This window comes from Dokdonia pacifica (genome assembly GCF_900188275.1).
GTDB classification, from domain to species: domain Bacteria; phylum Bacteroidota; class Bacteroidia; order Flavobacteriales; family Flavobacteriaceae; genus Dokdonia; species Dokdonia pacifica.
This window is the reverse complement of sequence record NZ_FZNY01000002.1, coordinates 592,499-606,473: the sequence shown is the minus strand read 5'-3', so window position 1 is coordinate 606,473 and position 13,975 is coordinate 592,499. Positions and strand designations below refer to the sequence as shown.

Annotated in this window: 9 protein-coding genes; 6 read left to right on the top strand and 3 right to left on the bottom strand. The window is 34.8% G+C overall.

Annotated elements, in window-relative coordinates; translation table 11 throughout:
- Positions 1–13: 13 nt before the first annotated feature.
- From CHB80_RS09870 to CHB80_RS09860, 3 genes are read right to left on the bottom strand one after another with little or no spacing between them, the layout of a single operon-like run.
- On the bottom strand, positions 14–250 hold the full coding sequence (locus CHB80_RS09870; protein WP_089371276.1) for an acyl carrier protein: 237 nt from the start codon (positions 248–250) through the stop codon (positions 14–16).
- 1 nt (position 251) lies between these two features.
- Positions 252–1,817 carry an amino acid adenylation domain-containing protein gene (locus tag CHB80_RS09865; protein WP_089371275.1) on the bottom strand — a complete coding sequence of 522 codons (1,566 nt, stop codon included), beginning with the start codon at positions 1,815–1,817 and terminating at the stop codon, positions 252–254.
- A 30-nt stretch (positions 1,818–1,847) separates the two neighbouring features.
- A complete protein-coding gene (locus CHB80_RS09860; RefSeq protein ID WP_089371274.1) occupies positions 1,848–2,999 on the bottom strand; it encodes an acyl-CoA dehydrogenase family protein in 1,152 nt (383 codons plus the stop codon).
- 596 nt (positions 3,000–3,595) lie between these two features.
- On the opposite strand from CHB80_RS09860, the gene CHB80_RS09855 reads away from it, so the two are divergent.
- Genes CHB80_RS09855 through CHB80_RS09830 form a run of 6 tightly spaced genes read left to right on the top strand, consistent with a single transcriptional unit; the run spans position 3,596 to position 13,969 of the window.
- Positions 3,596–4,825: a HupE/UreJ family protein gene (locus CHB80_RS09855; protein WP_089371273.1), complete on the top strand. Its 1,230-nt coding sequence runs from the start codon at positions 3,596–3,598 to the stop codon at positions 4,823–4,825.
- Positions 4,826–4,833: 8 nt separating this feature from the next.
- Positions 4,834–7,788, top strand: a complete 2,955-nt coding sequence (locus tag CHB80_RS09850; protein WP_089371272.1) for a non-ribosomal peptide synthetase — start codon at positions 4,834–4,836, stop codon at positions 7,786–7,788.
- 9 nt (positions 7,789–7,797) lie between these two features.
- The gene (locus CHB80_RS09845; RefSeq protein WP_089371271.1) at positions 7,798–8,595 is read left to right on the top strand and encodes a class I SAM-dependent methyltransferase; all 798 of its coding nucleotides are present in this window, start codon (positions 7,798–7,800) and stop codon (positions 8,593–8,595) included.
- On the top strand, positions 8,595–10,775 hold the full coding sequence (locus tag CHB80_RS09840; RefSeq protein ID WP_089371270.1) for an acyl carrier protein: 2,181 nt from the start codon (positions 8,595–8,597) through the stop codon (positions 10,773–10,775). Before CHB80_RS09845 ends, CHB80_RS09840 begins: the two co-directional genes overlap by 1 nt.
- 39 nt (positions 10,776–10,814) lie before the next feature.
- Entirely contained in the window at positions 10,815–13,241 is a 2,427-nt protein-coding gene (locus CHB80_RS09835; protein WP_089371269.1) for a condensation domain-containing protein, read from the top strand.
- A 5-nt stretch (positions 13,242–13,246) separates the two neighbouring features.
- Complete coding sequence (locus CHB80_RS09830) at positions 13,247–13,969, top strand: 4'-phosphopantetheinyl transferase family protein (RefSeq protein ID WP_089371268.1); 723 nt, start codon at positions 13,247–13,249, stop codon at positions 13,967–13,969.
- Positions 13,970–13,975 lie beyond the last annotated feature (6 nt).

Here is a 13,975-nt window from a genome sequence, read left to right as displayed (position 1 = left end):
TGTAAAATGCTTTTTACTGTTTACTTACTAGATAATCATTTACGTGTGCTACGGTCATAAAATTTTCAATAACCATTTCTTCTGGTAATACTTTACACCCAAACTCATCTTCTAGGAATGCGATGAGTTTCATCATCCCTAATGAATCTAAAATGCCACTACCTAATAAATCTTCTGTAGCCTCTAATCCGCCATCTAACTCTTCATTAGCTAATTCTTCTTCTATGTATTTTATAATTTTCTCCTGCATTTTATGATGTTATTCGTTTTTCAATCTCTTTCCGATTTATTTTTCCTGAAGCAGTTCTTGGAAACTCATTATAAATTTCTATGCTATCGGGTATTGCATACGCAGGTAAATTCTGCTGGCAATACGCCTTTAATGCCGCGATGTCTATACTAGTGTGATGAGAAGGTAAAAGAATAGCTATAAGTTTTTTCTGGGCTGTTATCTCTTCATTAATGACAATGGTCACTGCTTCTTCAATGCCAGAATAAGAAGAAAGCACACTTTCTATCTCTCCTAATTCAATTCTATATCCTCTTATTTTTACCTGATGATCTTTTCTTCCTAAAAACAGGAGTCTACCTTCTTTATCTAGACAAACTTGATCTCCTGTTCTGTAATAAATATGTGGTGCGCCAACAATAGTTTCCTCTTTGTAAAAAGAAGCTTGTGTTAATTCGGGGTTATTCCAATATCCCTTCATCATGGTTGCAGTACGTATAACAAGCTCTCCGATATCTCCATCATTGACCTCTTGGTCTTGTGGGTCTATAATTTTAAAAGCAGTATCTCCCCAGATATATCCTATGGGAATAGGAACATCCGTAAGAGGAGGTGTTTCTAAATGGTAATAAGTACATTGGTTGGCCTCTGTAGGCCCATATATATTGCTGAATTTTGCAAAAGGCCAACGCTTCATTAATGCTTGTAAATGCTTTGTAGCAAATACTTCTCCTGAGAATAACACCCATTTTAAAGATGACATATCTCTATGATCAAGATTTCCATGTGAAAGCATTTGTATCAATGCTAATGGTACAGAAAACCAAATCGTTATTTTTTCTTTTTCTATAAGCTCAGCAAGACTAGATGGCATTTTTGTATGCGCATCTGATACTATAATTGTTGTAGCCAATGCATAAGGTGCTGCATAATACCCTTGTACAGATGGATCAAAATGTAAAGGCGCATGCATACCATAAATAGCATCTTGCATCTCATACATAGTTGCTGCAAGCTTCACAAAAGCCAATGCACTGGTATGCGTATGCATAATTCCTTTTGGCGTTCCTGTAGAGCCCGATGTATATAAAATATAAGCCAGATCATCTCCAAGAATATTTACGGGTGCAGATGGAACTATCGAAACTTCAAAAATAGTTTCCCAAGAAATAGCGGTTGCTACAGATAGCTCTTGATGAATTCCTATAATAGATACCAGACCTGTATCACCTGAAAACTTCTTTAGTTTACGTGTCTGTTGCGGAATACTTATAATATGCTTGATATCACAATCTTTGCATACAAATTCTGTTCGAGTTATAGGTGCAAAAGGATCTAAAGGAACATAAACAGCTCCAGCTTTTAAGATGCCATATATTGCAATAGTAGTTTCCAGACATCTAGGCATGTATATTCCAATTCGGTCACCTTTTTGAATCCCTTTGTTTTTTAAATACTGTGCTAGCTGATTAGATTTTACATGTAACTCCGAAAAAGTAAGGGTATCACTTAGGTATTTAAATGCAATTTTATCAGGCTGCTGCTGTGCGGCATTTTCTATAATATGTGGAAGTGTGTATACTAACATATCTGTTTTTTAGTACGCTTTCGCGAAAGCTTATAACCCAATAGTTTTAGCAATTATATTTCGTTGAATATCTGAGGTTCCTGCATAAATCACACCTCCGACGGCATCTCGTAAATCCCGTTCTACTTCATTTTCGGTTAAGTACCCATACCCACCATGATTACGAATAGTATCCAGACTTGAAGCAACAAAGCTTTCACTAATTTGTAATTTGAGCATCGCCGATTCTAGCATCGCCGATTTCCCTTGGCTTTTTAACCAAGCTACTTTATATAATAAGAGACGTGATGTTTCTAGTCGTAATTTCATATCGGCAATCCTATTAGAAACCGATTGAAATTGCCCCACAGATTTTCCAAACTGCTTACGCTGCTTTACATAAGCTATAGAAGCTTCTAGTTGACGCTCCATAGCACCTATCTGACTTGCATGTACGCTACAACGATCTAGTTCTAAGGAGTGATTTGTAATACTCCATCCTGCACCTTCAGATCCTAATCTATTTTCTTCTTTCACAAAGCAATCGGTAAATGTAAGGTCGCCTATAGGGACAGTACGAAGTCCCATTTTTGCTTTATTAAGACTTGTTTCAAATCCTTTAGTTCCCTTTTCTACTATAAAAACAGAAAGTCCCCATTTTCCTAACGTTGGGTTTGTAACTGCAAATACTAATGCGATATCACAAACAGGGCCTAATGTAATAAGGTGTTTCTTTCCATTAAGTATATATCCGCCTTCTACTTTTGTAGCTGTAGTTTGCATATTAAAAACATCAGAGCCTGCTTCTGGTTCTGTAAGGGCATGACAAGCAATCCATTCTCCAGAAGTAAGTTTGGGAAGGAATGTTTCCTTTTGCGTTTCTGTTCCAAATTGAGCAATAGGAAGCTGTACCGTCCACATTTGCGCATTCATTGCAAAGGGTAATCCGTTGTCCCTACATCCATATCCCAAACCTTCCATGGCTAATATTGCAGATAGAATATCTATGTCTTTAGTATGAGTACCATATTGTTTTGGAACAGATAAACTAAGCATGCCGAAGTCTGCACATAGTTGCCAATTCTTCCTCATAAATTCTAATTTATGATCATTGACAAGATGTGAATCATTCAATTTTGTTTCTGCAAAACTGATAACTTCATTCTTAAATTGTAGCTGTTCTTCTGTCCAAGAAAAATCCAAAATAGTATCCTTTTTAATGGTTGTTTTTCACTCTTTGAGTAATTACTGGAGCAAATTAACAACAGCTTATTCTTATTGTAAATTAAAACTAGGTCAATGGGAATTTTTCCCTTTAAAAAGGAAAAAAGTCCAATTTAATATAAGACGTGCTGATATATTATTTATGATTTTATATTATTATTTTAAACATAAAATACTTTAAATCAGGTATTTAAATACAATATCATTGATTTGTGAACTTATCTGGTATTTCATGAATATATCTTTCAATAGTGAAGATATGGTTATGAAGCTGAATGAAAATAAAGATGATTGCTTATGATTTTAGGAATTCTTTCATGGGATATAATTCCTTTTTAGGTCTTCTTTTTCCTCTTCATCTATATTTAATAGAATAAGATGTGTTTATGTTGTTCTTTTGATCTGATAATTAAAAATAGTTGGTTGAGGGATCATTTTTAAACAGCACTGATGTGTACAAAATATGAATTTTAGAGATTGTCAAAATGAAATAATGTAAGCAGTATTGATGCTTTAATTTTTGACAATACCAAAATGGCTCTCTTCTATTTTTTAAAAACAAAATATTCATTTTAATGAAAAAAATAATCACCCGTTTTCTTTTTGCTTTTATACTACTGAATTCTCTGTTTGCAAATGCGCATGCTCCAGAACAAGGTTTTATATTTCTTAGGATATATGAATCTGATGGTATAGAAGGTCGATTTGAAATACAAGCAGAAGACTTAAATAAAATTTTTAATTGGGGACTTCTTAAAGAAGGAAATAGTTTGGAGGCTATAGAGCCTCACTATCAAGAATTGAGAGCATATATACTGCAGCATTCAAGTTTTTCTTCATCTGCAGGAATCCATAATGTAACCTTTAAAGGTATTGATGTTTTGTCCACAGGACTGGGAGATTACATACAGGTGTTTTTTGACCTTGATAATGTAGACCCTCTTCCAGATACTATGGATGTTAACTATGATATTGCATTTGAAGAATCTCCTACACATAGAGGCTTTCTAACAATGGAATATAATTGGAAAGCTGGTGTTATTAATAATGAGTCTAATATCTCTTTATACTTTACACCAAGTAGCACTACAGATACCTTAGACTTAACAAAGGTTTCTGTTTGGAAAGGGTTTGTTGCTATGATCAAACAAGGTGTTTGGCATATATGGATAGGAACAGATCATATTTTCTTTCTCATCGCTCTTATATTGCCAGCTGTTGTATGGCGTAGACGAGATAAGAAACTATCACCTCTTAAAAGTTGGAAACCTGTTACTCGTTTTAAACCAGCTTTTTCATATATCATAAAGATTGTAACATTCTTTACAATTGCACATACCATTACATTAAGTCTTGCCGCATTACAAATTATTAGTTTGCCAGGATGGATCGTAGAATCTATTATCGCCTTTTCCATTGGACTTGCAGCATTTCATAATATCAAGCCTATTTTTAAAGGAAGAGATTGGGTTATTGCTTTTGTTTTTGGCTTATTCCACGGTTTTGGATTTGCTAGTGTATTAGGAGATATAGGTCTTAAGGATGAGTTTTTAGTGTATTCTTTACTAGGATTTAACATTGGTGTAGAAATAGGACAACTCGTTATTATCGCTCTGATCTTCCCTATACTTTTTCTTATTAGAAATAGAAAATCATACCCAAAAATACTTATTGGAGGATCTATCTTTTTGATTCTTGCCTCTATCTATTGGATTATAGAAAGAGTGTTTGATGTAAACCTTGGAGTAGAAGATACTATTACCTATTGGTTATATGAAATTGCTGTCAAATTAGGGTTGAAATAAAAACATAAATGAATACAACTATTGTGAAAAAAGAAAGTGCACTCTCTTCCAAAGCGTCTTTGTTATCTAGATGGAAAAATCGTGATAAGAAGTCTACAGATACTACTGAGATTACAAAAATACCAGAAGCAGTAACTGTACCCTTATCTCGAGAACAAAAACGACTATGGTTTTTACAGCAATTATTTCCAGACAATCCTTTTTATAATTATTCAGAACTCTATAAATTACAAGGAGATGTTCAGGTAGCATTATTTGAAAAGAGTATACGACTCATTGAAGATAAACATGATATCTTGCGATCCAACTTTCGGGTAGATGAGGGGATTCCTACGGTACATACAGCACCTACTTCTAATTCGGTATTTTCATACTATGATTTCAGTAATACAGCATATGAGATAGCTTCTCAAAAAGCAGATGCGCTCATACGTAAAAATGCGAGTCATACATTTTACCTTTCTGATGAAACCTTATTACAATCTACCCTTATAAAGGTAGCAGAGAACGACTTTTTATTTTTAATCGTCATGCACCATATCATTACGGATAAATGGTCTATGAAGGTTTTTAGAAAAGAACTCGCTTCAAATTATGCAAAACTTGTAAATGGGGTAACACCACAAATTGAAAAACCAGAAATACAATACGCAAGTTATGCACATTGGCAAGGGAATCAAGAAATTAATAACGAGCATCTAGATTACTGGAAACAAAAACTTTCTGGAGAATTATCCACATTAAATCTACCAACAGATTATCCCAAAAAAGCACAGCCTTCGTACAAAGGGACATTTCACAAGCAAGTATATAGTGATCAAATATCGAAAGACTTTTTTGATCTCTGTAAAAAGCTAGAAGCAACCCCGTATGTAACCATGCTTAGTATCTACTATGTATTGTTACAGAAATATGCAGGTCAAGAAGATATTATTGTTGGAACTCCTATTACTAAAAGGGATCAAACACGTTTAGAAAACCTTATTGGATTTTTTAATGATACGTTAGTCTTGCGAACACAGGTTGAAAAACAAGCTTCGTTTAGCGCATTGGTAAAAGAAGTAAAGAAAACCACCTTAGATGCATTTTCTAATAAAGATATTTCTTTTGACACCTTAGTAAATACATTAAAACCAACACGGTCTTTAAGTGTACATCCTTTCTTTCAAGTGATGTTTTTATATCATAAAGTTCCAGAAACCCCTACGTTAGGCGATGCTATAAAAATCACCTATGAACCTTATGATGCAGGTGTTGCAAAGTTTGATCTAACGCTATATATATCTGAAGACGAAGGTTCACTTATGTCATTAATGGAGTATGCAACAGATCTATTTGATGCAACAACTATTGAACGTATGCATGCGCATTTTGAAGGAATTCTTACGAAGGTGATTAAAAACCCAGATGTAATTCTTTCAGATATCGAATTACAAACAGCACAAGAAACACAGTTTTATACTGCTCTAGAAGCTCCTGTACAAGAATATCAGATTGCTGAGCAAGGCATTCACGAACTTATTACAGCACAAGCATTACAACATCCAGAAGCGATAGCCATTACTTTTAAAGATAAAAAAATCACCTACAAAGAGTTAAACACACGAGCAACTCGCATTGCGTATCAACTTTTAGAACGAGGCATCCAAAAGAATGATATAGTAGGACTATGTATCGATCGTTCAGAAGATATGATTATTGGATTATTAGGGATTCTTAAGGCAGGCGCTGCCTATCTTCCGCTCGATCCTGAATACCCGTCAGAACGTATTTCTTATATTCTTAATAACGCTTTCGCGAAAGCGGTTATCACCCAAAAACATATCGCATCAAGTTTTGAGAATGTACCCGTTCAAACGCTTACCATCGAAGCTATTTTTGAAACAGATGTTGCTGAGGTTACCTTACCACAAGTATCAAATAGTGACCTTGCCTATGTAATTTATACCTCTGGAAGTACAGGAAAACCTAAAGGAGTTCCTATCACACATAAGAATATCATCAATTCTACATTGTCTAGAACCGATTTTTATGGATATGATCCTACATCATTTTTAGTGATGTCTTCGGTTTCTTTTGACAGTTCAAAAACAGGAATATTCTGGAGTTTATGTACAGGAGGAACCTTAGTCATTTCAGAAAAACATCTAGAACAAGATATAGATCGTCTGGTACAAACCATAGAAGCAAATAAAGTAACACATACATTAATGCTTCCTTCATTGTATACGCATTTGATCAACTATGGAGATGTAAAAAAACTCGCATCATTAGATACGGTTATTGTAGCAGGAGAAGCCTGCACAACACAATTGGCAGCACAGCATTTTGATACGATACCACAAGTAAAACTGTATAATGAATATGGTCCTACAGAAAGTACCGTATGGTGTATTGCACATCAATTGCAACCTAGCGATAGTAATGCGAGTAGTATTCCTATTGGGAGCCCTATTAAAAATATACAAGTATACATTCTTAATGATGATGCAAAGCGAGTTCCTTATGGTACTCCTGGCGAATTATATATAGGTGGTTTAGGGCTTGCATCTGGATATTTAAATGATCCTGAGAAAACTGCACAAGCATTTATACAACATCCATTTGATACAGATGTTACAAAACGTCTTTATAAAACCGGTGATATTGCCAAATATAGAGCCGATGGTACCATTGAATTTTTAGGAAGAAAAGACCAACAAGTAAAAGTAAGAGGGTATAGAATAGAACTGGATGAGATTGCGCAACATATACATAGTGCGCCTCATGTAGAACAAGCGGTAGTGATGGTTCAGAATGAAACAGACACAATTGATTGGGAAAACCTAGCATTTTTAAATGCTACACAACTTACCAATACCCTTACGAAACACATTTCAAATAAAGAAGTACAACAAATACTCACTTCTATAGAGACGCTTCAAGAAGAAGCTGTAGAGGTAGTACTAGATACATTAGATTAAAAAGAGATCATGCGAAGAGTTAGAAGATCAGAAGGATACGAAGTACAACTTACGATAAAGGAGGAGAATTTTATTAATCCACCTAGAGCTATTCAGCGATCGGCAGTGATAAATAGAGCGCTCAAAGAGTTCTCGGCAGATATAGAAGCGATAGATGAGCAGGCAAAACACTTTGTGCCTGGAAATGTCGCTACGGAGATTAGAGAAATACATGATAGAACACATACAAAGCTTTCTGATCAGGAGATTATGGAAGATTGGCAAATACCACTCATGCAAGCGATGGCTGATGTGATTTGTGAAACTCAGGGTGATATTCTAGAAATTGGTTTTGGAAGAGGCATCTCTTCAGATATGATTCAGGCGTATGATGTAAAATCTCACACAATTATAGAGTGTAATGAAGCTGTCATCAATGATTATTTTCAAGAATGGAAAGAAAAATATCAAGGAAATGATATCCGAATGGTACAAGGATTATGGCAAGATAGAATAGATGATATTGGATTATTTGATGGAATATTTTTTCATACATATCCATTAAATGAAGAGGAGTATATGAAGTATGTTCAGGAGAGTATCACATTTGCAGAGCATTTCTTTCCGTATGCTTCTAGTCATCTTAATCCTGGCGGATCTTTCACCTATTTCTCTAATGAGATAGACTCTTTAAGTAGAGAGCACCAACGTTTATTATTGAAGCATTTTTCTTCATTTAGTATTCAGACAGTTGCTTTGACAATGCCAGAAGATGTAAAAGATATCTGGTGGGCAAATTCAATTGTAGTTGTAAAAGCAATAAAATAATGGGAGGAAATATAGAAGATAGAATAGAAGCATTAAGTCCTAAAAGGAAACAATTACTATTGCTTAAAGTAAAGGAAGCCATTGCGATACAAGCAAAAAACACAACTACTTCTGGTCGTAAGCGTATTGTTGCTTATGTACAAGGTAGTGCGCAGTTTTCGGTAGATCAATTAAGACAAGAACTTCATGGTAAATTACCAGATTATATGGTACCATCACAATTTGTGCCTGTGGCTCAAATGCCCGTATTACCCAATGGAAAAATTGATAGAAAACAGTTACTTACAACAACAACAACAACAACCAAAGAATCTACATCTCATACTTCCCAAAGTACTTCTCATACACTAGAACAACAGTTAGTGACCATTTGGGAAGAGACCCTTGGTTTTTCCCCTATACATACAAATGATAACTTTTTTGAAATAGGAGGGGATTCTATTTTAAGTATTCAAATTATAGCAAAAGCAAGAAAAGAGGGAATTGTTTTAGCATCCAATGCACTGTTTGAACATCAAACCATTGCTGAATTAAGTCTTTTTGCAGCGACTACTCAAACTCATGACATCTCTGTGGAAGAAAAACTTGTAGGTATCTGGGAAGAGACTCTTGGTTTTTCTCCTATACATACAAATGATAACTTTTTTGAAATAGGAGGAGATTCTATCTTAAGTATCCAGATCATTGCAAAGGCTAGAAAAGAAGGGATTATTCTTGAATCTAATCACATCTTTGAACATCAGACAATTGCTGAGTTATCGCTTTTCGCGAAAGCGGAAACAAAAGAATTTAAAAGGGAACTATTACAAGGTATTGTACCCTTATCTCCAATACAACAGTGGTTTTTTGAGGATCATAAAAATGCGCCCCAGTATTGGAATCAAGGCGTTTGGTTAGACAGACTAGCTACTTTTTCTGAAAAACAATTGCAAGCAGTTTGCGATTATATGATTATCCAACATGATGCATTACGATCACGATTTAGATTTGAAGAAGATAGATGGATACAAGATATAGGGAAACCAGAACAAATTTTTGCATTAGAGTATGTAGATTGTACAGGGATTGCCCCAGAAGAGTATGAGCAAGTAGCATCCCAACATATACAAGGTGTTCAAGATGCATTTATCTTATCTGAAGGATCTTTATTTAAGTGTATCTACTTTAATACAGGAGTATCAACTACTAATTTCTGTATACTTATTGCACATCACTTGGTAGTAGACGCCGTGTCTTGGCAGATTATTACAGACGATTTTATAAATGCATTACAACAAGTAGGAACTATAACATCTGAACCTAAAACGAGCTCTATTAAATCATGGAGTGAATATCTTCATAGGTATGCAGACACGATAGCAAATGATGAGTTTGATTTTTGGGCCTCTCAGATAATCCCAGTGGGTGCTTTACCCTATGATAAAGAAGCTATCGAAGTCATTGAAGAAAAAGATATCACACAACTGCATTTTACACTTGATAAAGAACTTACCAAAGAGCTACAGGAAGCAAATCAAGCGTATAATACAAAGATAGAAGAACTTCTTATTACAGCTTTCATAGCTACAATTAGTACTTGGAGTAATCAAGATGAAGTGGCTATTGGTTTTGAGAGACATGGAAGAGAAACTTCAAATTCGGCGCTAGATGTATCTAAGACCGTAGGATGGTTTACCTCTTATTTCCCTATGAAGTTTGTGCATACATCCTACCATGACTTAGAGAGTCAAATCGTTTCTGTAAAAGAAAAAATGAGAAGCATTCCCAACGGAGGGATAGGATATGGCGCATTACGCTATATCAAAAATGCCTTTGGAGCTATTGGAAACCCTGAAATCGTATTTAACTTCTTAGGAACGAAAACCACTTCTGTTGCAGATCATGGAATTACCGTCAGTACGCTTTCAGAAAATCTTAGAGACTTACGAAGTGAGCGCCATTACAAATTAGAAATTAATGTACAGATAATAGATGAGCAATTACACGGCACCTTTAGTTATGGAAGCAATGTACATGCAGATGAAACAATCACACAATTAGTAAACGACTTTAAAGAACGTATTCAAGAGATTGGGGCGTACTGCAATCAAATAGAGAATGGAGGATATACGCCTTCTGATTTTTCTGATGCAGAAATAAGTCAAGATGATTTAGATAGTTTACTCGGTTTTTTAGAATAAACCTGAAAACACAGAGTCATCATATAAAAGTAAAGAGACATGGAAACAACGATCAAAAAACCTAAAATAGATGCGATCTATCCGCTTAATGCAATGCAACAGGGGTTACTTTTCCATCACTTAACAGAAGGCGAAGATCAAGGCTTTTTGACTGTTCAGTGTGTGATAGATGGACCGTTAGATATTGCATTATTTAAGCAAGCTTGGAAAGCAGTTTCAAAACGTCATGAGGTAATGCGTACTTCTGTACACTGGAAAAATGTAGAGCGTCCTGTACTTTTAGTACGACCTGAAAAGGAAATTCAATGGTCTTTTTTAGATTGGAGAGATCAACCTGCTACAGAACAAAATAGATCACTAGAAGCTTATAAAAAAGAACGAAAAGATCTAGGAGTTGCCTTTGAAGAAAACCCTCTTTCCAGAATAAGTGTTATTCAAAAAGAATCAGATAGTTATTACTTTGTGTGGGAATGTCATCATTTACTTTTAGATGGATGGTCATCTACTATTATTTTAAAAGATGCATTTGCATATTATGCAAGTTTATCTTCAGGAGTATCACCACAATTACCTACAATTCCAAACTATACATCGTATAGAAATTGGTTAAAGACCAATACATTAAATGGCGCTGCAGATTTCTGGAAAACTACTTTTGAAGACTTTACAAAAGCATCTTTATTTCAACAAAATACAGCACAGTCGCTAGGTAAAACACCTACGTCCTATACAAATAAGTTTACGGTACAGACATCTGAAGATTTAAAAAGTCTAGCCAAACATTATAAAGTTACTCTTAATACGTTGTTTCAAGGTATTTGGTCATTGGCACTTGCAAAATGTTTCAATACGAAAGATGTAACTTTTGGAACCACTGTTTCTGGCCGTTCTATTCCTTTTCCGAATATAGAACGTATGGCAGGAATGTTTGCCAATGTACTTCCCGTACGAACACTATTTGATATCTCTCACTCATTTCAGTTTTGTTTACAGCAGTTACAATCTCAGCAACAAGGAGCGCGTAACTATGAATATTGTAAGATAGATGAGATTGTTTCTTGGGCTAATGTACCTGAAGATCAACCATTATTTGATAATTTATTTGTTTTTGAAAACTTCCCATGGGAAAATATTTCTAGTGGAGATCTTACAGTGAGTAGTTTTGAAAGCGGTATTACAACTACCTATCCTTTGACGGTAATTTTCAAAATAGAAGATTGTATTCAGTATGATTTATTAGTGAATACAACTGTGATTCCCACAGCTATTATAGAATGGTTTCTTAATGTGATTCCTACAATAGCGGTCACGCTACTTTTAAATAAAGACACTTCTGTAAATGACGCCTTACAACAAATTCCAATCATTCCTAGTGCGCTTTCGCGAAAGCGTATACTAGATGATTTACAAGTTCAAGAGGATTTTGAAAAGAAAGAAACTACCTATATCGCTCCTCGAAATAAAGTAGAATTAACATTGGTTGAAATCTGGGAACAACTCTTTGGAATAAATTATATAAGTATCACCGATAGCTTTTTCCATTTAGGTGGAAAATCATTGTTATCTGTCAAAATGTTTGCACTTATAGAAGAGAAATTAGGTGTAAAACTACCTCCCACAACATTATTAGAATCACCTACCATCCAGGCATTAGCCGAAGTGATTACTACCAAAGGAAATACAGATACTGTTGCATGGAAATACTTAGTGCCTATCAAAACAAAAGGAGATAAGACACCTTTATTTTGTATTCATGCGGGGGGAGGTCATGTATTTTTTTATAAGAGTTTAGCAGATGCAATAGATATTCAAAGACCTGTATATGCATTACAGCCTGTTGGGATTTTTGGAGAAGATAATATGCATCAAAGTATTGAAGACATGGCAAGAGATTATGCCGATGAGATAAGTCTAGTACAACCCGAAGGGACGCTTAATATTGTTGTTTATTGTTTTAGTACAGCAGTAGGATTAGAAATGGTAAGCTACTTAAAATCTAAAGGAAGAGAAACACATCTTATTGTTGCAGATACCATTGCAGAACATAGATTATTATTTGATAAAGAACGATTACTTATTAGAGTAACTGCCTTTTTAAAGCGATTTTTCTCAAACCCTTTCAAAGCTTTATATGCTATGATTGGATTTCGTGTAATGTTTTATTTAAAACCTATACGCGTAAGGCTTTTTGGAAATGAAGCCGAAAAGAATACAGAAAAGATGCGATTACATCTGGTGGATTTGTTTAATGCATATACATGGGATTCCAAAATTGATAATGTATCGCTAATTCTTACAGAAAAAGGAGACGATCATTACAATCATGAGATTGTACGCTCATGGAAACCTCTGGTACTTGGAGAAATTATTGTGAAGACTACAAAAGGACAGCATGCTACATTTTTTGAAGATCCAGATGTATTACATACAGCGCAAGCGATGGATCAAGTAATTATAGAAAGCTAAATCGTATGTGGACTAATTTTTCAAATCAACACCTCTCATTATCATCAGATCAATTACATATTTGGTCTGTGTGTAAAAATGCGCATGAAGATAGGTTAGCTACCTATTGGAATCTTCTTGATGCATCTGAGAGAGCGCGTGCTTTGAAATACAGGTTCCAAAAAGATCGCTCTTGTTTTATTATAGCAAGAGGGGTTTTGAGATTATTATTAGGAAATTATTTAAAGAGTGCTCCAGATCAAATTGAGTTTCAGTTTGGTTACAACGGGAAACCCTTTGTGCAAAATTATGGAGCGCTTCAATTTAATATTTCGCATTCTGGAGATACCATACTCTTAGGATTTATTCAAGAACATACCATAGGAATAGATGTAGAGTATACCAAGAGAAAAGTAGATGTTAAAAAGATTGCAAAGCTCTTTTTCTCTGAAGAAGAGGTGACTTCTCTGTTTGCTTTAGATCATACCTATCATACTCAAGCTTTTTACAATTGCTGGACTCGAAAGGAAGCATTTATAAAAGCAATGGGTAGCGGACTCGCATTTCCGCTAGATCAATTTGTAGTGAGTTTAGATTCTACTAAAGAAGCAACACTTATCGATACAAAATGGGATAAAAAAGAAAAAGAAAAATGGATGTTACATGCTATTGAACCTAGAAAAGATTACATCGGTGCTGTTTCTGTAAAAGGAAATGTGTCTGGTATAACCTCATGGAGGTATCAATAGCAGAAA

Bases quoted from the DNA above. Each gene is read 5' to 3' on its own strand.
- CHB80_RS09845 (WP_089371271.1), top strand. From the start codon at position 7,798: ATGCGAAGAGTTAGAAGATCAGAAGGATACGAAGTACAACTTACGATA.
- CHB80_RS09835 (WP_089371269.1), top strand. From the start codon at position 10,815: ATGGAAACAACGATCAAAAAACCTAAAATAGATGCGATCTATCCGCTT.
- CHB80_RS09830 (WP_089371268.1), top strand. From the start codon at position 13,247: ATGTGGACTAATTTTTCAAATCAACACCTCTCATTATCATCAGATCAA.
- CHB80_RS09865 (WP_089371275.1), bottom strand. From the start codon at position 1,817: ATGTTAGTATACACACTTCCACATATTATAGAAAATGCCGCACAGCAG.
- CHB80_RS09855 (WP_089371273.1), top strand. From the start codon at position 3,596: ATGAAAAAAATAATCACCCGTTTTCTTTTTGCTTTTATACTACTGAAT.
- CHB80_RS09850 (WP_089371272.1), top strand. From the start codon at position 4,834: ATGAATACAACTATTGTGAAAAAAGAAAGTGCACTCTCTTCCAAAGCG.
- CHB80_RS09870 (WP_089371276.1), bottom strand. From the start codon at position 250: ATGCAGGAGAAAATTATAAAATACATAGAAGAAGAATTAGCTAATGAA.
- CHB80_RS09840 (WP_089371270.1), top strand. From the start codon at position 8,595: ATGGGAGGAAATATAGAAGATAGAATAGAAGCATTAAGTCCTAAAAGG.